Consider the following 19,258-nt stretch of genomic DNA (forward strand, 5'->3'; position numbering starts at 1 on the left):
ATGATGGATTTCCTCTCAGGGTTTACGGTCGCACTGCATCCGGTAAATCTCTTTTATTGTTTCGCAGGTGTTCTGCTGGGCAATATCGTCGGTGTTCTTCCAGGTATCGGCGCGATCGCGGCGATCTCGATCCTGCTGCCTGTCACCTTCTATCTGGAGCCGACGACCGCGGTCATCATGCTGGCCGGTGTCTATTACGGGGCCGAATATGGTGGCTCCATCGCATCGATCCTTCTCAATCTGCCGGGCACGGCTTCCAATGCGATCACAACGCTGGACGGTTACCCGATGGCGAAAAGGGGCGAGGCTGGTCTTGCCCTGCTGACAGCGCAGATCTCCTCGCTGAGTGGCGGCACTTTCGGCATTCTGGCCATGGTCTTCCTGTCGCCGTTGATCGTTAAGTTCTCGCTCTCCTTCGGACCGGCGGAGTATTTCGCGACCTTGCTGCTGGGGCTCGTTGCCGGATCGGTTGCGGTTGGCGGCTCGGCGCTCAAGGGTGTTGCGATGGTCTTCATCGGCATGCTGCTGGGCAGCATCGGCCTTGATCTCAACAGCGGCGTTGCCCGGTTCGACATGGGCTATGCAAACCTTCTCGACGGGCTGTCGATCGTCGCCGTTGCCATGGGGCTGTTCGGCATCCCGGAGGTCATCAACAAGCTGAGGGATGACCAGGGTGACAGGAAACCGATCGCCATTTCCGCCCGCTCCATGTTTCTCGCTTTCGGCAAACTCAAGAGCATCAAGTTCTCGATCCTTCGCGGAGCCTCTGTTGGTGGCATCCTGGGGCCCTTGCCCGGTGCAGGGCCCACGATTTCCTCTTTCCTGGCCTATTCGCTGGAACGGTCCGTGGGTGGCAAGAAGGAAGAATTCGGCACTGGACGGATCAACGGGATCGCCGCACCTGAGGCAGCCAACAACGCTGCCGCCCAGACGGCCTTCATTCCGACCATGACGCTCGGTATTCCTGGAACGCCCACGATGGCGATCATCCTGGGCGCCTTGATGATCCACGGCATCGCACCCGGACCACAGCTGGTGGTCGATCACCCGGATCTGTTCTGGGGCCTGGTCGCCAGTTTCTGGATCGGCAACGTGTTGCTGCTGGTGTTGAACGTACCGCTGATCGGGGTCTGGGCACGACTGGTTGCCGTGCCGAGACGGTTCCTGTTTCCCGTGATCATTGCACTGATCTGCACTGGCGTCTTCGGCGTGGCGAATTCGACTTTCGACGTCTGGGCCGTGTTGCTGATGGGGGTTATCGGGGCGATCCTGCGATTTTACGACTATTCACCCGCACCGCTGCTCATCGGGTTCGTTCTGGGGCCGATGCTCGAGGAGCACCTGCGCCGGGCCTTGATGATTTCAGGAGGAGACTTCGGTTATCTTCTCGGATCCAGCACGGCCATCGCGATCCACTGCATCACGATCCTGATCATCGTGCTGCCGCTGCTCAACCTGCTCTGGTCGCGGATCAAGCGTAAAAACGAAAATCCCGTTGCCGATTAACAGCCTCGGTCAAGCGGAAGGCGCGGCCGGATCAGGCTCTACCTATCGGCCGCATCTTCGACAGCTTGGCGCTGATCTTCGCGACTTCCTCCCCCATGATGGCGAGTACCGATTGCAGGTGCTCGCCGGTCATGCGCGCCATAATGCTGGAAACGCTGATTGACGCAAAGGGTGTGCCGGCACTGTCGCGGATTGCCATGGCGACGGTCCTGACGCCAACGTCCGACACCCTGTCGATGTAGCCGGTCTCTCTTGCCAGTTCGACCATTTCACGGATTTTCGTGACGCCACCGGAGAACTCCTTGAGGTCGCCGGTGTTTCTGTCCAGGATCGCTTCGGCTTTTGCAGGCGGAAGGGCGGCAAGGACAGCCATGCCACCGGCGCCCAGCCCGATCGGGCGATGAACCCCGACGTCCAGAACAAACGCCTTCACGGGAAACGCGCCGCTTTCCCGGGCAATGCAGGTCATCTTGTCACCGACGACACGATTGAGGAAAACGGTGTCGCCCGTTACCTCGACCAGACGTTCGAGTTCCGGCTTGCAAACATCTTGCAGGTCATAGGCTGGGAAGACCAGCAGACCCAGTTCGTAAATTCTGGAGCCGAGGAAAAAGCGGCGGTTTTCCGCATCCTGGTCGACGAAGCCATGTTCGATAAGCGCTTGCAGCACTCGTCGGGCCGTCGGCCGGGTCAGGCCGGACTTTGCGAGTATGTCCGCAAAGGGAACACCGTCGGGATGCCCACCGGCGACAAGATCGAGCAGCATCGCTGCGCGGTCGATGCTTTGTGTTCCTGCAGTCATCCTCGTAAGTCTCTATAATCGTATGTGTTTAAAATCTAATTCGACCGAATGTCCTAGTAGAGTGGTATTGCATGAGGGCACACGGGTCCATTGAAATGAAGGGCATTCGGGAATTTATTGGCATGGCTAAAGGCCTCGTTTCCGCATCCGATGTTGCCACTGTGTCTCCAAGTCGGAACGGGGTGACCTAGAAGCCTGTTGAACGGCTGGAGATGCGGGCTGAAGTCCTATCCGGACGCGGGTTGGCGGGGTGCTTCTCAGGTCAGTTGACCTGCAATCCGGTCCAGAAGGTCTTGCGCACGTTTTTCGTAAGTCACGGCGTTTTGGGTTCGTGCAACCCTGATTGCACGGCGAAGTGCAGATGAAGCGTTTCGGGTTCGGCCGGTCTGAACCGAGAGCAAGGCCCAAAGGCGATGGAGCTCCGCTTCATGCCAGCGTTCGCCGGTACGCCTGATGATCTTGAACGCCGACGCAAGTGCCTTCAGCCCCTCGACCGGGTTACCGCAGCGGCTGGTCGCTTCTGCGTAGAGTGCCAATCCGTAAGGACGGGTCAGCGTCACGTTCATTGCCGCCTGTGCGTTCAGACCTTCGTGAATTTGCTGAAGGCCGGAAGCGTTCCCAAGCACGACCTGCGCCCAACCGGCCAGCAGGTCGCCATAGGGGCGCCAGAATGGAATTGCGGCTGCTTCGCAGGTTTCGATCAGGCCCGTCGCCCGTACCAGCACACGCACCGGGTCTTCACGTTCACGAGCGATCAGAGCTCCTGCCCAAAGCATCTGCGCTCGACCGAAAGGCTGCTCCAATGTGTCCGTCAACGTCATGCCTTCGGCATAAAGGCGTTCGGCACGTTCGCTTTGGCCGAGCAACTGATGAACGCAAGCGGCATACTGGCGGCAGACGATGCCGGGGTCCTCGCCGAACAGAACCGATGCCTCTGCGCCGTGGTTTGTGTCGTAGGCGCTGCAAACAGCGTTGATATGAGGCAGACAGGCGGCAAGATCACCACGGAAGAACCGTGTTTGCCCGACAGCATTGTGGGCCACCATTGCATAAAGCGCTGGTGCATCCTCTGCTAGGTCATCGAGACCCTTGGCAAGTTCGTCGGCGGCTGCAAGGTCTGCCTTGGTCAGGTGGTGGTTCCAGAGCCCCGCAAGTGCGGGCACGATTGTCGTCGGGTCATTGGTTCGGCCTGCAAGTGTCGCGGCGCGTTCGTAAACGTCCCGAAGTTCGTCTGTGGCGAAGTGATCCCCGACGATAAGTGCCGCTCCCAGACCCAGTAGCGTGCGGCATTCCGCCGTGTGCGTTTCGGGGGCAGGCTCGCAGGCGGCGAAGGAGACAAGCGCCTGCCGGAACTGCGCGGCCGCATCGGTGATTGCGCCGCGTTCCAGCGCGGTCAGGCCCGCAAGCCCTCGATGGACGGCAGCACGTTTCCAATCGGCGGCACGCTCGAAATGATCGGCTAGTGTGGACGCGATTTCGCCAGTGCGGGATTTGAACGCGGTTTCAAGCCGGCTGCCGATGCGTTCGTGAAGTCCTTGCCGATTTGCGGCCGGAATAGCGTCGTAAAGGGCCTCCTGATAAAGCGCGTGCCGGAAGACGTAGCGTGTTGCCTGCGTCCCGTCCGGCCAGGCCATGACACCGGCCCGTTCAATGAAGCGCCTGACGCTTGCAAGGCGGTCGAGAACCGCTTCGCCTTTTTCCACTTCGAGCCGATCATCGCTCAACATGGCTGCGGAAAAGCGAATTCCGGCAACGCTGGCAATGTCGAGTAACTGCCGCTCATATGGGTCCAGCCGGCCGATTTCGCCCGCGATGAATTTTCCGGCCCCGCGTGAGATTGCCGAAACGATTTTATTGATGTCCTGCTCGAGTGCGTGCTGATTTTCGGAACTCTCCAGGACCCCGTCCCGATGCCACTGGTCGATGATCGCATCGACCAGGATGGCATGCCCTTCCGTTCTTCGCCTCAACTCGCCGGCAAGGGAGGCAGGCAGTCTGTGGTCCGGAAAGCGTCGCTTGAGAAGGTCCGCTACGGCTGTTTCGTCGAGGCCGTCCAGCGTGATCGGGCTAAAGTCCTGAACACGTTGAAGGTAATGCAATGTTGTTTGAAGATCTCCGGACTTGTCCAGTTCATCAAACCTGTAGGTTCCAACCACAAGGGTTCTGGCAGGAGCGCGGCGTTGAGCCCAGGAAAGAAGCCATGCCAGCGTGCTCTGATCGGCCCAGTGCAGGTCTTCCAGAATGATGACACCGGGCTGCTGCTGAGAGAGACGCTCCATGAGTGCGGTCAGCTCCCGCAACATTGAGTCCGGGTGCGTGTCCGTCAATCTTGTGGGCAGGTGAGCGGGCTCCCGGCCAGAACGAAGCTGAGGCAGCAGGTCTCGCCACGACGGTGCGACATCCTCAAGAAGTCGTAAGACCCGTTTTCGGGACGCACCTTCGGCGAGCTGTGTCACGATCTCGATCAGTGGGCCATAGGGTTCCCGGGCACCGGGGTGGGGAATGCACTGCCCCCGGGCAGACCAGAACTCTGCCGTGCGTGGCAGCGTGGCGGCGAACGTCTCCACCAGCCTTGATTTGCCCGATCCGGCTTCCCCGGCGACAAGGCTCACAATGCGCTTGCCAGCGCGCACTGCCGCTGCGCAGTCCGCAAGGGACTGCAGTTCCGCGGTTCGGCCCACGCAAAGAGGGGCTGTTCCGGTGGTGTCCGTGCCGGAGTTCAGAACCGTGATCTTGCCGACAAGGCGGTAGCCCTGCCTGCCGACCGTTTCGATGAACCCAGGTGTTTCGGCGCTGTCCCCCAGCAAGCGTCTAAGCTCGCGGACACACTGCTTTGGACCGGTCTCGCGTCCATGCTGCTGTCCCCAGATCAGGTGCCTCAGTTCTTGCTGGCTGACGACCTCTCCCTCGCGGGCGTGCAGCTCGACCAGCACGGCGAGAGTCTTGGGGCGCAAACGAACGACTTCCCCGTCACGCAGCAGTTCACCGCGAGAAACATCAAGTTCGACTTTTTGCACTGGGACGCAGATTCCGATGTTCCGGTGAGGCACGAGGACCGTACCCCGATGAAGAATTACACTGATTGACGAACTACTTATACCATTTTTGCACCGTTGCCGACTTTGTTTGCCATCCTGATTTCCATACCACCAGTCCTCATGGAGACGCGTCCCTGCGGCATGCCCCGCCGCAAGCGCGATCTCCCGTCTGCAACCGGAAAAGAGGACAGCCCAGTTTGACAAGATCGGTCACAACAGGCCCGGTGACAGCACGGGCCGTGCAATTGCTTGCGGTCCTGCTGGTGTCGGTATGCAGCGTTAATCCCGTCGCAGCGACCGTAACATGTGTTGAAGATTTTGACCGGGGTGTGACCTCCGCGGCAAGGGACGCCAGGCCCGACACGCCGCTCTCCGCAGCACTCTCGCAAAAGCTGGATGATGCGGTGCTGGCCGCGCTTCCACTTGCCGAAACGCCGGGCGTCATTGTTGGTGTCCAAACACCAGACGGCACATGGAAAAAAGGGTACGGCGTTGCCGACCCGGCAACCGGAGCTCCTATGGAGCCGGGCATGCACACGCGCATCGGGTCCGTGACCAAGACCTTTACCGGAACAATGCTGTTGCAGCTTGCAGAAGCCGGACGGCTTTCTCTCGATGACACGATCGACGCCTATGTCGAGGGAATTCCCAACGGAGACAGGATCACGCTGCGCCAGCTTGCGGACATGACCAGCGGTGTGGCGAGCTACACCGCTTCCGAACGGTTTGTGGAGTTGTTTCTCGATCAACCCGGTGTCGCGTTTTCGCCCGAGGACCTTTTGACCTTTGCCGTCGAAAATTCCCCGCTCTTCGAACCGGGAACGCAATACGATTATTCCAACACGAACACGATCCTCCTTGGCATGGTCATTGAAAAGACCACCGGGCAGCCCTTCGAGACGTCTTTGCGGAAGATGATCCTGGAGCCTCTCGGACTGGAAAAAACAGTCTGGCCGGGAAGCAGGACCGAACTACCGGAGCCCTACGCGCAGGGCGTTACCCTTCAGGGCGTCGATGCAACGCCGGAAGCACCTCTTGTCGCCACACACTGGAACCCGGCTTCGCTCTGGACAGCGGGGGAGCTGATTTCCAACCTCGACGATCTGCTCGTCTATGGCCAAGCTCTTGGGTCCGGCCAAGGGCTTCTCGGCACCGAGATGCAGCAAGCGCGGCTGCGATCTTTCCGTCCACCTGATGGGTACGGCCTGGCGCTTCGGTGCAACGGAGAGTGGGTTGGCCACACGGGCGAAGTGCCCGGATACACCACGGTCGTTTTCCATAGCCCGCGGACCGACACGACCCTTGTTGTCCAGGCGAACAGCGACATGCCTTCCGGGGATTGCGAGGAGGCAATGGAGACGCAGGACGTCGACGAAGCCTCGGGTCTGTCCTGCTCGCTGCCTGCCATGCGCATTTTTAACGCCGTCGCTCCGTTACTCGGCGAAACGGCTCCCCAGAACACCGCTGAATAAGAACGGAGCCGTCCGTGACAAGACAGGTGCTGCCTCCCCCGGCAACAAAAACCCTGCGCGGTGCCGCCGCTGCTGATCCCAAATCTACCTTTCGGCTTCGGGCTGCTTCGGTTCTGGCCGTCTCTTTCGTGGCCGCGGTGTTTTCTCATTCTGCACCGGCTCAAACGCTGGATCAGGCCGTCGCCGGGCAAACCGTCATTATTGAACGGTTCACGCCGCCTACAAGGCCGGGCACGGTCGACATCACGGTGCAGGATCAGCGCAAGCGTGTTTCAGAACAAGATGCCGAGAGGGTACGCTTCACGCTCCGGTCGGTATCGATTGCCGGTGCTCATTCGGTTTCGGACACCGATCTGGCGGCCATCTGGCAGGGCAAGATCGGCAAGGACATGTCTCTTGCGGATCTCTACCGGATCGCCGAGGCGGTTGATGCCGCCTATCTGAGAGCCGGCTATTTTTCGATGACCGTCGTTCCGGTGCAGGACTTTACGTCCGGTGCGGTCTCGCTCCGGGTCTACGAAGGCTATGTTGAAACCGTCGAGATCACCAGTTCCATCCCGCGCATCAGGGAGCGCCTGGCGCCCTATATCAACCGCCTGACCTCCATGCGCCCCATTCGGATCAAGGAGGCAGAACGCGTCCTGCTGCTGATGAGCGATCTTGCCGGTCTGCAGATAGAGGGAACAATTGTGCGCCCGGAAACGCCCACAGGTGGCGGTACACTGAAGCTCGCGGTTGATTTCAGCCGATACAGCGCCGGCGTCGGTCTCGATAACCTTGGAACAGATACGGTCGGTCCGCTGGAACTTTCCGGAAATGCCACGGTCAACGACATCTTCGGGTTGTTCGAAACGACAAGCCTGGTTGGGGTGACCGTTCTAGACGCGCCCGAGGAAATGGTGCTTCTGCAGGCTTCGCAGTCGGTTCCAATCGGGTTCAACGGGCTCTCCGCGGGCTACGACCTGACCTATGTGACACAGAAGCCCGGCGCAGACCTGGAAGAGCAGGACATCCACATCGAAACCGTTATCGGTTCGGCTCATCTCCAGTATCCGCTCATTCGCACCATCGACCAGAGCCTTTACGGCAAGGTGGAAATCAATCTTCGGAACGACCGGATCGACGTGATGGGCGCGCGGGCTGCCCGTGAACAGGCGCGTTGGGCGACGGTGTCCCTCCGGTACGACCTTGATGCAGGCCCTGCCTCATTTTCCGCTGGAGCCGAACTGGGTCAGAGCCTGAATCACAAAGGTGAAATGGAAATTGACCCGGACGACTATCGCTTTGGCCGGTTCAACTTCGGCGTCTCATACGATCTGGCGTCCATCGCTCGGCTTCAGCTGCGCACGGCCAGCCAGTATTCGCCGACACCGCTGCCCGGTGCGGTCCGGTTCGCTCTCGGCGGCGACCCCTACGGCTGGGCGTTCGATGGCGGCAGCCTCTCCGGTGACAGTGGCTTTGCGTCCGCGTTTGAAGTCAGTCACGACATCGAAACCGGATGGTCTGCGCTTCCCGGTCTCACCCTGACGGCCTTTGCCGATTATGGCGTCGTCTGGAACGTGGATGAAGCCGCCGACTTTGCCCGCGACGAACTCGGTTCAGCCGGTGTCGGTGTCAGTGGCATGGTTGCCGACCGGGTGAATTTTCAGGTTCTCACCGCCACACCCTGGCATCGGCCGGAAAACGCCGAGGATCCGGGGACCCGGGTTTTCTTCAGGCTGGGGCTGGCGCTTTGACGACACAGGAAAGTATCGCCCCGGCCGGACCGGCCGAAACCCATCTGCAATGACCTGCAGGCGCGAACAGCAAGACTGATTGAGAGGTTACACATGTCGTTCTTCCAGCTCACACGGCGCCGGTTCCTGGCGTCCGCGTCTCTCGCGGTTCTGGCAGCACCAGCCCTTGCCGAGGACCTGCCGCCATCCAGAACGGCGGGAACCGATGTTCCGCCTGGCCAGATCGACAAGGCGATCGCCGGGCTTGACGGGATCGTTGAAGACATCAAGGCGCGCAGCAAGGTGCCGGGCCTAGCGGTTGCCGTCGTCCACAAGGGAGAGACTGTCTACGCGAAAGGCTTCGGAAAGCGGGGCGGCGAGGGCGATCAACCGATTGACGCCGACACCGTTTTCCAGATGGCTTCCGTGTCCAAGTCGATTGGGGCAACAGTCGTTGCCCGGCAGGTCACGCGCGGCGTTGTTTCGTGGGACAGCAGGATGCGCGACCTGCTGCCATGGTTCAGCCTTGCCGATCCCGATATTACCGAACGTTTGACAGTGGGGGATCTCTACAGCCACCGTTCCGGCCTGCCGGACCATGCTGGTGACGATCTGGAAGACATCGGCTTTGACAGGCAGACGATCCTCGAACGTTTGCGCCTGCAGCCCCTGCGCGCCTTCCGCACGAGCTACGCCTACACGAATTTCGGCCTGACCGCCGGCGCCGAGGCGGTTGCCGAAGCATCCGGGGCCGAATGGGCCGACCTTTCTGACGAGGCCCTGTTTCAGCCGCTTGGCATGACCAGGACCAGTGCGCGATTTGATGATTTCATGGCACGGGAAAACCGCGCGGTGCCGCATGCCAGAAGCGGCGACGGTTTCGAGGCGCTGTACCAGCGGCAGCCGGACGCCCAGTCACCCGCCGGCGGGGTGAGTTCTTCCATCAACGATATGGCCAGATGGATGAAGATGGTTCTGGCCGATGGTGGGGAGCTTATTTCTCCCGAAGCCTTGCAGCCTGCAATCAGTCCGCAGAGCTTTTCCAGCCGTCCCCATACGCCTGACGAACGCGCCGGGTTCTACGGCTATGGTTTCAATGTCGGCACTGACCCGTCCGGCCGGGTAATCCTCAGCCATTCAGGTGCTTTCATCCTCGGTGCCTCGACCTATTTCCTGATGATCCCCTCGCTCGACATAGGGATCGTGGTCCTGTCGAATGCGGCTCCTGTCGGTGCCGTTGAATCCATCGGCGCATCCTTCTCCGACATGGTTCAGTTCGGGCGTGTGACCCGAGACTGGTTCTCCGGATACGAAGGCCTGTTCGCTTCCTTCTATACGCCTGCCGGCTTCACGGCCGGTGAACCTGCTCCTGCCGCTGCCGCACCTGCTCCTGCGGCTGGCTATTGCACGGGCCGTTACGGCCATCCCTACTTCGGCACGGCCGAGGTGCAAGAGGAGGACGGCGGGCTCGTCCTGCTTGCCGGTCCCCAGCCAATAAAGCTGCCGCTGCATGACTGGGACGGGTCGATGATGGTGTTTGACATTGCCAACGAAAATGCCGTGGCTGGTTCGCGCTCGACGGTGACTTTCTCAGGCGATGGCAAGGAAGCAAGCACCCTGGAAATCGAGCTCTTCGTGCTGAACGGGCCTGCGCGGTTCGAAAGGCTTGCGCAATAGAGTGAGCTGATTCTGCGACGCACATTCAAACCCCGCAGGGACATCCTGCGGGGTTTTTACTTTCGCACACCCTCAGCACCTGATCCGCAGCGAGAACAAGCAGAAGACGTCGGGATACTTGAGAGCTCCGGTGCTGAGGCAGCTTCCCGTCTGGGCAATTGGTCGCGCGATTTCAGATAGTTGCAATTGCACGTGCGTCTCCGGAAGACATTGCATACTGGAATATGCAATGCTCCGGGCCGGAGGATGGACCATGACAAAAGAACGGATGAAACTGCCGGGGAGGGGCTATGAAGAGCGGTGTTTCCAAACGTCCTGAAGAGGCAGATTCACAGCCGGAATTCGGTCCCTGGTTGCCGCAGGCGTCGATCCTGATCGTCGACGACGAGCCTGGCATGCGCAATTTTCTGGTCCGCACGCTCGAGCCTTATTGCAAACGCATCGAACAGGCCGCCGACACGGTCGAGGCCTCGGCGCTTCTTGATACCCACCATTATGACGTGGTGATCCTCGACAATATCATGCCAGGCAAATCCGGCGTGGAATGGCTTGGCGAACAGCGGCGGATCGGGTTTTTCGCCGATGCGATTCTGATGACGGCCTATGCGGATCTGGAAACCGCGATCCAGGCCTTGCGGGCAGGTGCCGTGGATTTCATCCTGAAGCCCTTCCGGTCCAACCAGCTGCTGAACGCGGTTGCCAGGTGTCTCGACCGGGTCACGCTGCTGCGGGAAAACCAGCTGTTGCGCCACCAGTTGCAGGCAACATCCGACCATCTTCTTCTGCGTGACAAGCTGATCGGACATTCGCGCCAGATCGGCGAGATTCGCGAAACGATTTCCCGCGTCGCGCCACTGCCGACATCCGTTCTGATCACGGGGGAATCCGGGACCGGAAAGGAAGTTGCTGCCAGGTCGCTTCACGATCTTTCCGATCGGGCGGACAAGCCCTTCGTTCCGGTCAATTGCGCCGCCATTCCCGGAGACATGATCGAAGCTGAATTGTTCGGGCATCTCAAAGGCGCTTTCACCGGCGCCGGGTCCAGCCGCGACGGCCTGTTCATGCATGCGCATGGCGGTACGCTTTTTCTGGACGAGATCGGCGAACTGCCCATGGCACTGCAGAGCAAGTTGCTGCGGGCAATTGAAGACCGGAAAATTCGGCCGGTCGGGTCCGAGCGTGAAGTGCCTGTCGATCTGCGGTTCGTGTTCGCGACCAACGCAAATCTGGAGCAGGCCGTGGAGGAGGGCCGGTTCCGGGCGGACCTCTACTACCGGGTCAACGTGCTTCAGCTCGAAATGCCGCCGCTGCGCGAGCGTGGCGACGACATCCGTGAACTTGCCTCGCTGTTCATGCAGAAGCTGTCCGTTCAGCTTGGGATGCCGCCGGTACCGTTTACGGATGAAGTGGTCTCCGGACTGCTGGCTTATGAATGGCCGGGCAATGTTCGCGAACTGCGCAACACGATCGAACGAACCTTGATCCTTGGCCGCTTTCCGGCGGAGTTCCACAGTACCCAGAGCCTGTTGCTGCCCGGCGGGGAAACGCTGCAGGACATGGAGAAGCGTCATATCCTGATGGTGCTCGAGGAAGCCGGTGGAAACCGTGCCGAAGCAGCGCGGCGGCTCGGCATTTCACGCAAGACCATCGACAGGAAGCTGATGGACTGGAATGGCTGAGGAGAGACGACGCCGGAAATCGGGAAGCCGCCTGTCCGTCAGGGTCAGACTACTGGCCATCGCCCTGTTGCCGACACTAGTGGTTCTGCCACTCTTTCTCGGCTGGGCGATGGTGCGCTGGAACGCGAAGTTCGATTCCCTGTTGATCACCAAGGTCAATGGCGACCTGACCATTGCCCATCAGTACTTTTCGAGGATCCTGGAAAATTCGGGTGAAAAGATCGATGCGCTGGGCCAGTCGGCCTCCTTTCGCGACGTTGCAGACAGTGGTGATGCTTCACTTCTGGCAGGGCTGCTGGAGCGGCGGCGTGAGGAGCTGGGTCTCGATTTTCTGTATGTCGTGCGCAAGGACAGGACAGTCGAGGCGGCCTCTCCGCCAAGCGCCGTTCCGCCGGTCTCCAAGGACTGGCCGGTCATTGAACAGGCCTTTGCAGGATCTGCCGCCACAAGCGTGGATATCTTCGAAGCCGGTGATCTGACGGCGATTTCTCCGGCACTAGCAGATCGGGCCCGGCTGGATCTCGTCCCGACACCCAATGCGGTGCCGACCGAAAGGGCCGCGGAAACACGCGGCATGGTGGTTCACTCCGCAAGCCCGGTCACCGTGCCGGGTGCGCCCGTGGCAGCTCTGGTCGGTGGCATTCTGCTCAACCAGAACCTCGTCTTTATCGACACGATAAACGATCTCGTCTACCGCGAGGCGAGCCTTCCCGAAGGCAGCCAGGGCACCGCGACGCTGTTTCTCGAAGATGTCCGCGTCAGCACCAATGTCCGCCTGTTCGAAGACAAGCGCGCGCTTGGGACGAGGGTGTCCGCCGCCGTTCGCCAGAAGGTGCTGGGCGAGGGGCAGGTCTGGCTGGACAGCGCCTTCGTCGTCAACGACTGGTACATCTCGGCCTATGAACCGATCACCGACAGTTTCGGCGAGCGGGTGGGCATGCTTTATGTCGGCTTTCTGGAGACGCCGTTCCGGGAAGCCAAGCTGGCGACACTGGTCGCGCTGCTGCTGGGTTTCCTTGTCGTGACCGCTGGCAGCGTGCCGCTGTTCCTGAGGTGGGCTCGCGGCGTCTTCAAGCCACTGGAAAAGATGACGGACACCATTGCCAGTGTCGAAAAGGGAGACCTTGGCGCCCGCACGCGGTCCGAAGGCAGCGGTGACGAGATTGCGCGTGTCGCCCAGCATCTCGATCATCTGCTTGACCTGGTTCAGGAAAGCGACCGGCAGCTCAGGTCCTGGAACGAGGAGCTGAACACCCGCGTCGAGGAACGCACGCGCGATCTCAAGATGGCGAACAGGCAGCTGGAAGACACCACCAAGCAACTGATCATGTCGGAGAAGCTTGCCGCCATCGGCGAGATCACCGCCGGTGTTGCCCACGAGATCAACAATCCGATTGCAGTGATCCAGGGCAATCTGGAAGTGCTGCGCATGCTGCTCGGCGAGCATGCAAAGGTTGCCAGTACGGAAATCCGCCTGATCGACGAGCAGGTGGACCGGATCAACCAGATCGTCATGAAGCTGCTGCAGTTCGCCAAGCCGGACGAATATGCAGGCTATGCCGATCGGCACGCTCCGGACGAGGTGATTTCTGACTGTCTTCCGCTGGTCCGCCATCTCCTGCGCAAGACCGATATCGAGGTTGTCCGCGAGGCCACTGCCTCCCGTCTGGTGCTGATGAACCGGACGGAACTGCAGCAGGTGCTGATCAACCTCATCGTCAATGCCATCCATGCCATGCCCGGTGGCGGCACGCTGAAGATGAAAACCTGGGATATGAACAAGGAAGATGTCGCCGGAGTGTCGATCGAGATTTCGGACACAGGTGTCGGCATGAGCGCGGATGTTATCGCGCGTATTTTCGACCCCTTCTACACGACGAAAAGCCGGCAGGGCACCGGATTGGGGCTTTCGATTACCCAGACGCTGGTCAGCCGTCAGGGCGGCGATATCAAGGTGGAAAGCATCGAAGGGACCGGGACCGTTTTCACAATCTGGTTGCCTGAAGGCACTTGACGTTGCGGGTGGGCTGCCCCTGAGTTGCGCCCGGCATCTAGGCCGTTTGGGCGGTCAAGGGCTTCCGGACAGATTGTCCCAAACGGCCGGAAAACAACTTTTGAATGTGGACAAAATGTCCACTCGTCTTTCTGTCTGAAAATCTAACTGTCTGAAATTCAACAGAAAAGAAACTGGCCCCGAACTTGCCATCAGCAAGGAGCTGCCGGAAGGCGCGGGACGGTGCAACCGTTCCTGCGTTGCGGACCTGAAGCGGGAGGCTTCGACAGGTGCGCGTCTGCCGGGAGCGGGGCATCCGGCTTTGTCTTGCCGGACCGGGGGAGACATGACAGGCCGGCCGCAAAGGGACCGGCACCTTCCCGGAGGAATGCCCGACAACCGTGCATGGGAGGAAAATAAGTGCATGTTTGATCGGTTGAAAAAGGAACATATCGTCGCAGAGGACGGTTTTAACCGCTGGAAGGTTCCGCCAGCATCCATCGCCATCCATCTTTGTATCGGCTCCGTCTACGCCTGGAGCATCTTCAACCCACCTCTGATCAAACAGTTCGGGGTGGTTGCCGCAGCGCCGGAAGACTGGAGCCTGTCTTCGGTCGTCTGGATCTTTTCCGTTGCCATCGTGTTTCTCGGGCTTGCGGCCGCCTTTGGTGGCAAGTGGCTTGAAGAAGTCGGCCCTCGCATGGTCGGCGTTGTTGCCGCCATCTGCTGGGGCGGCGGATTCATCATCGGCGGCTTCGGCATCATGACGCACCAGCTCTGGCTGCTTTACCTCGGTTACGGCGTGATCGGCGGCTGCGGTCTGGGGCTTGGGTACGTATCACCCGTTTCCACCTTGATCCGGTGGTTCCCGGACCGGCGCGGCATGGCCACCGGCATGGCCATCATGGGCTTTGGTGGCGGAGCGATGATCGCAACGCCGATCAAGGAATATCTGCTCGGTCTATTCTACAAGGCGCCGGAGTACCTGGGCCCTGAAGGGTCTGTTGCCCTGATCACCGAAGGCGGCAAGCGCCTTGCGGAAGTCAACGGCCAGATGGTGGAAGTGGTCATCGCAGGCGCCAAGCAGGTGGCAGCAGCGCCCGTTGCCCTTCAGGAGGGGATCTATGTGGTCGGTACCGGTAACACCGGGGCTGCAGGGACCTTCTTCACGCTCGGCATCGTCTATCTGGTCGTGATGATCATCGCGGCCTTCTCCTACCGGGTTCCGCGCGAAGGCTGGCGTCCGGCCGGCTGGACACCACCAACTGCCGATGCTGCGTCCCGCAAGATGATCACCCACAACAACGTTCACATCGATCAGGCGCTCAAGACACCGCAGTTCTATCTGCTGTGGATCGTGCTCTGCTTCAACGTGACGGCGGGTATCGGCGTGATCGGCGTTGCCAAGACCATGATGACGGAAATCTTCGGCACCACGTTGCCGCTGATCGTGAATTCGGCCTTTGCGGCAACCTATGTGTTCATGATCTCGGTCTTCAACATGGTTGGACGGTTCTTCTGGGCTTCCACATCTGACTTCATAGGCCGCAAGAACACCTACCACTGCTTCTTCGTGCTCGGGATCATTCTTTACCTGTCGATTCCGTTTGCAGCAGAACAGGTGAGCGTCAATCCGGCCGTTACCTGGCTCGTGATGTTCTATGCAGCCACCATGATCATCTTCACGATGTATGGCGGCGGCTTTGCGACCATCCCGGCGTATCTCGCCGATATCTTCGGCACGAAATATGTCGGTGGTATCCATGGGCGTCTGCTGACGGCGTGGAGTACGGCAGGCGTTCTGGGGCCGCTGGCGATCACCCAGCTGCGGAACATGTCCCTCAACAATGCGATCACGGATCTTGCCGCCAAGGTGGACCCGAGTGCCTTTGCCGAGAAATTCGGTGCGGGTGTCGATCAGCTCGACCAGCTGGTGGCCGCAAAGACGGTGACTGTTGCCCGGCTGATGGAAATCGCTCCGGCCGGCACGGTGGATCCCACACCGAGCCTCTACAACACCACCATGTATGCCATGGCAGGCTTGCTCGTGATCGCGTTGATCGCGAACTCGCTGGTGAAGCCGGTGCACGACAAGCATCACATGGAAGCCGGTGCCGACGGGACCAGCCCGGTTCCGGACGGTGCGGAGCCGGCGAAGGCCTGATCAAGGCTTCTGCCATCACGATCAACCGGCCCGGAGCATCCGCTTCCGGGCCTTTTTTGTGTTCATATGCATCACAAAGCTGAGGGACTGGGGGGCGGATTTCGGCCCCGTCAGGGGCGCTCCGTCAGTTTTTCGGCACGTTCATGGTGAGCGTTTTCGAATGGTCAGATGCAATGCCTGCCACGAAAAGATGTTTTCTCTCAATGGCTTGTGTTCTCTTTCGGGTCTATGCTCGGCAATGTCTTATTTGAAGTGTTGATTGAAATAAATTTCAGAAAAAGAAATAAATACCAAAACAGTTTGACGGCTTTCGGGGGCTGCCCTTATCCATGGTCTCGCTGGGATAAAAACCAGTGTTTGAAATTTCTTGCAGTGAGCTGGCCTGTTTGACAGGCTGACCTGCAAGACCGGGAGGAGCAGCGTCAGGCTCCCTGCGTTGAGAGGAACGCAGACTGGATGTCCTGACAATCTGAAATCGATCACCCATCGGGCATTCGACCGTTCGCGGTTGGCAGCCCGTTGGTCCAGGGAGGAAACCATGGGCACTTCTATCTTCAAGGGAATTCTCGCGTCGACCATGCTGTCGGCTGCAGTTCTGACCGCAGCTCCGGCCGCGGCAGATGGTTTGAAATGCGAGCCGGGCGAAACCTACATCATGAACGTGATGGTTTCCGGCCATCCCTACTGGGTGCCGGTCTATCAGGGCTTCAAGCAGGCTGCGTCCGCATTTGGCTGCGAGACGATCTTCTCCGGCACGCCGGACTATGACATCACCAAGCAGATCGCTTCCTTCGAGCAGGACATGGTCAAGCAGCCGGCTGGCGTCTTGCTGCACCCGATGCAGTCCGATCCGTTTATCGAGCCGATCGACCGGGCCGTCGACAACGGCACGCAGGTCGTGACCTTCGCGGCGGATTCTCCGAAGTCCAAGCGCAGTGCCTATATCACCTCCGACAACCTTGCCGAAGCCAAGTTTGCCGCCGAAGAAATCGTCAAGCAGGTTGGTGACAGCGCGGAATATGCGGTTCTTGAAAACCCGGGTCAGTCGAACCACGATCTGCGCGTGACCGCGCTGCTCGACTACATGGGAGAGCACTACCCGAACATGAAACTGGTTGGCCGCCAGGCGACCAACCAAGACAGCAATGCCGCCTACCGGGCAACGGCCTCTATCCTTCAGGCCAACCCGAACCTTGCCGCTCTCTGGATCCCGGAAGCAGGCTCTGCTGAAGGAGCTGTTGCAGCGGTGCTGGAAGCGGAAGCGAAAGTGCTGATCATGCATGCCGATGTGACGCCGACCACTCTTGAACACATCAAGGCGGGCAACATCCACATGGCGCTTAATCCGAACCAGGGCATGCAGGGGTTCATGGGCTTCATGGCCGTGTTCCTCGCCGCGCACTCCGACGTGTTCGACCCGTTCAACGACTACAAGGTGTCCGGCTACAACCCGGTTCAGATCCCTTACGTCGACAACGGCTTTGCCGTGATCACCAAGGAAAACGCCGACAGCTTCGACCTCAACGCCTACATGGAAGGCCGCGACCCGAGCTGATGAACAAACCAGGGCTCCTTTGGAGCCCCGTGTGATACGGCGGGCTGCCTGCAATCGATGCAGCAGATCAGGCAGCCCGTTCTTTCTCCGGAATTGCGAGCAAATCGGCCCTGTCATGACTGACGATGTGATCCTCAAGATCTCCAACCTCTCGAAATCCTTCGGGCCGGTTCAGGCGCTCAAGGGGGTAAGTTTCGAATTGCGCAAGGGCGAGATCCATGCGCTTGCCGGGGAAAACGGTGCCGGCAAATCGACGCTGATGAATATCATCGACGGCATCCTGCAGCCGGACAGCGGAGATATCCGCTTCGATGGCGAACCGGTGGTCATTTCATCTCCGGCGATGGCGCAGAAGCTCGGCATCGGCTTCGTTCACCAGGAGATTGCCCTGTGTCCCGATGTGACGGTTGCTGAAAACATCTTCATGGCGACGACCAATGTCAGCCGTTCGTTCCTGATGAACTATCGTGCACTTGAAAAGAAGGCCGCTGAAGTGCTGGGCCAGCTTGGCGACATCGATCCGACGACACTCGTGCGGGATCTGTCGATTTCCCACCAGCAGCTCGTCGAGATCGCCAAAGCCCTGACACTCGATTGCCGGGTGCTGATCCTGGATGAGCCGACGGCGGCGCTGACAGAGAAAGAAGCGCAGATCCTCTTCAAGATCATGCGCCGTCTTGCCGACAAGGGCATCTCGATCATCTACATCTCCCATCGCATGGTCGAGATCTTCGACAACTGCGACCGGGTCTCCGTTTTCCGGGACGGCACCTACATCACTACCCGCAATGTTGCGGAGATCCAGCCCGATGACGTGGTCAATGCCATGGTCGGCCGGGTGATCGATGAGCTTTACCCGCGCAAGCAGTCCGAAAGCGAAAAGACGGACGATATCATTCTGGACGTTCAGAACCTGAGTGAAAGGACGCGTTTCAAGGATGTCTCGTTCCAGCTCCGCAAGGGCGAGATCCTCGGGATTGCCGGGCTGATCGGCGCCGGGCGCAGCGAGATCGTGAAGGGCATCTGCCGGCTTGAAGGCGACGTGACCGGGGAGGTTTCGCTCAATGGTCGCAAGCTGTCGCTGAAGACCTATCGGGATAGCATTTCCGAGGGCATCGTCTACCTGTCCGAAGACCGCAAGGGTGACGGCATCTTTCTGGATATGTCCATTGCCGCCAATGTCTCCGCCCTGAAACCGGAACAGGTCGCGAATTCCTTCGGTCTGATTGCCGGAAGCCGGGAGGAGGCGCAGGCAGACACGCTTGGCAAGCGTCTCAATCTCAAATGTGGCTCGCTGTCTGACCCGGTGTCATCGCTTTCCGGAGGCAACCAGCAGAAGGTTGCGATCGCGAAAATGCTGTCGGTCAATCCGAAGCTGATCTTCCTGGATGAGCCGACGCGTGGTGTCGATGTCGGCGCAAAGGCCGAGATCCATCGCATCCTGCGCAATCTCGCCAGCAGCGGGGTCGGAATTCTGGTGATTTCGTCGGAGTTGCCGGAACTGATCGGCGTTTGTGACCGTGTGCTGGTCGTCCGGGAGGGACAGATCAGCGGCGAAGTCACGGGCGATCAGATGACCGAAGAAAACATAATGCACCTGGCGTCCGTGGGCGCCCAGGCAACCATAAACTAATCGTGGGGGAAACCATGGAAGACG

Annotated in this window: 11 protein-coding genes; 9 read left to right on the forward strand and 2 right to left on the reverse strand. The window is 59.8% G+C overall.

Features of this window, described 5'->3' with window-relative positions:
- Positions 1–1,506, forward strand: coding sequence for a tripartite tricarboxylate transporter permease (locus Q666_RS46035; RefSeq protein WP_023003736.1), 1,506 nt, complete (start codon positions 1–3; stop codon positions 1,504–1,506).
- Between the two features lie 31 nt (positions 1,507–1,537).
- On the opposite strand, the gene Q666_RS46040 is transcribed toward Q666_RS46035, so the two are convergent.
- Together Q666_RS46040 and Q666_RS46045 are read right to left on the reverse strand one after the other, a co-directional pair.
- Complete coding sequence (locus Q666_RS46040; protein ID WP_023003734.1) at positions 1,538–2,308, reverse strand: IclR family transcriptional regulator; 771 nt, start codon at positions 2,306–2,308, stop codon at positions 1,538–1,540.
- A gap of 257 nt (positions 2,309–2,565) precedes the next feature.
- On the reverse strand, positions 2,566–5,325 hold the full coding sequence (locus tag Q666_RS46045) for an AAA family ATPase (RefSeq protein WP_081713247.1): 2,760 nt from the start codon (positions 5,323–5,325) through the stop codon (positions 2,566–2,568).
- Between the two features lie 218 nt (positions 5,326–5,543).
- On the opposite strand from Q666_RS46045, the gene Q666_RS46050 reads away from it, so the two are divergent.
- The 8 genes from Q666_RS46050 to Q666_RS46085 all read left to right on the forward strand — a co-directional run bounded on the left by Q666_RS46050 (position 5,544) and on the right by Q666_RS46085 (position 19,234).
- Entirely contained in the window at positions 5,544–6,818 is a 1,275-nt protein-coding gene (locus Q666_RS46050) for a serine hydrolase domain-containing protein (protein WP_152533328.1), read from the forward strand.
- A gap of 14 nt (positions 6,819–6,832) precedes the next feature.
- Entirely contained in the window at positions 6,833–8,554 is a 1,722-nt protein-coding gene (locus tag Q666_RS46055; RefSeq protein WP_161633287.1) for a ShlB/FhaC/HecB family hemolysin secretion/activation protein, read from the forward strand.
- A 93-nt stretch (positions 8,555–8,647) separates the two neighbouring features.
- Positions 8,648–10,210 (forward strand): serine hydrolase domain-containing protein, encoded by a 1,563-nt coding sequence (locus Q666_RS46060; protein WP_023003724.1) that lies wholly within the window; start codon positions 8,648–8,650, stop codon positions 10,208–10,210.
- Positions 10,211–10,500: 290 nt separating this feature from the next.
- Positions 10,501–11,889, forward strand: coding sequence for a sigma-54 dependent transcriptional regulator (locus tag Q666_RS46065; protein ID WP_023003722.1), 1,389 nt, complete (start codon positions 10,501–10,503; stop codon positions 11,887–11,889).
- Entirely contained in the window at positions 11,882–13,903 is a 2,022-nt protein-coding gene (locus Q666_RS46070) for a HAMP domain-containing sensor histidine kinase (RefSeq protein ID WP_031270588.1), read from the forward strand. Before Q666_RS46065 ends, Q666_RS46070 begins: the two co-directional genes overlap by 8 nt.
- 403 nt (positions 13,904–14,306) lie before the next feature.
- Positions 14,307–16,046: an OFA family MFS transporter gene (locus Q666_RS46075; protein WP_031270586.1), complete on the forward strand. Its 1,740-nt coding sequence runs from the start codon at positions 14,307–14,309 to the stop codon at positions 16,044–16,046.
- Positions 16,047–16,584: 538 nt separating this feature from the next.
- Positions 16,585–17,601: a substrate-binding domain-containing protein gene (locus Q666_RS46080; RefSeq protein ID WP_023003716.1), complete on the forward strand. Its 1,017-nt coding sequence runs from the start codon at positions 16,585–16,587 to the stop codon at positions 17,599–17,601.
- 115 nt (positions 17,602–17,716) lie between these two features.
- On the forward strand, positions 17,717–19,234 hold the full coding sequence (locus Q666_RS46085) for a sugar ABC transporter ATP-binding protein (RefSeq protein ID WP_023003714.1): 1,518 nt from the start codon (positions 17,717–17,719) through the stop codon (positions 19,232–19,234).
- Positions 19,235–19,258: the final 24 nt, after the last annotated feature.

The sequence above is a fragment of the Labrenzia sp. C1B70 genome (assembly GCF_000475395.1).
Taxonomy (GTDB): domain Bacteria; phylum Pseudomonadota; class Alphaproteobacteria; order Rhizobiales; family Stappiaceae; genus Roseibium; species Roseibium algicola.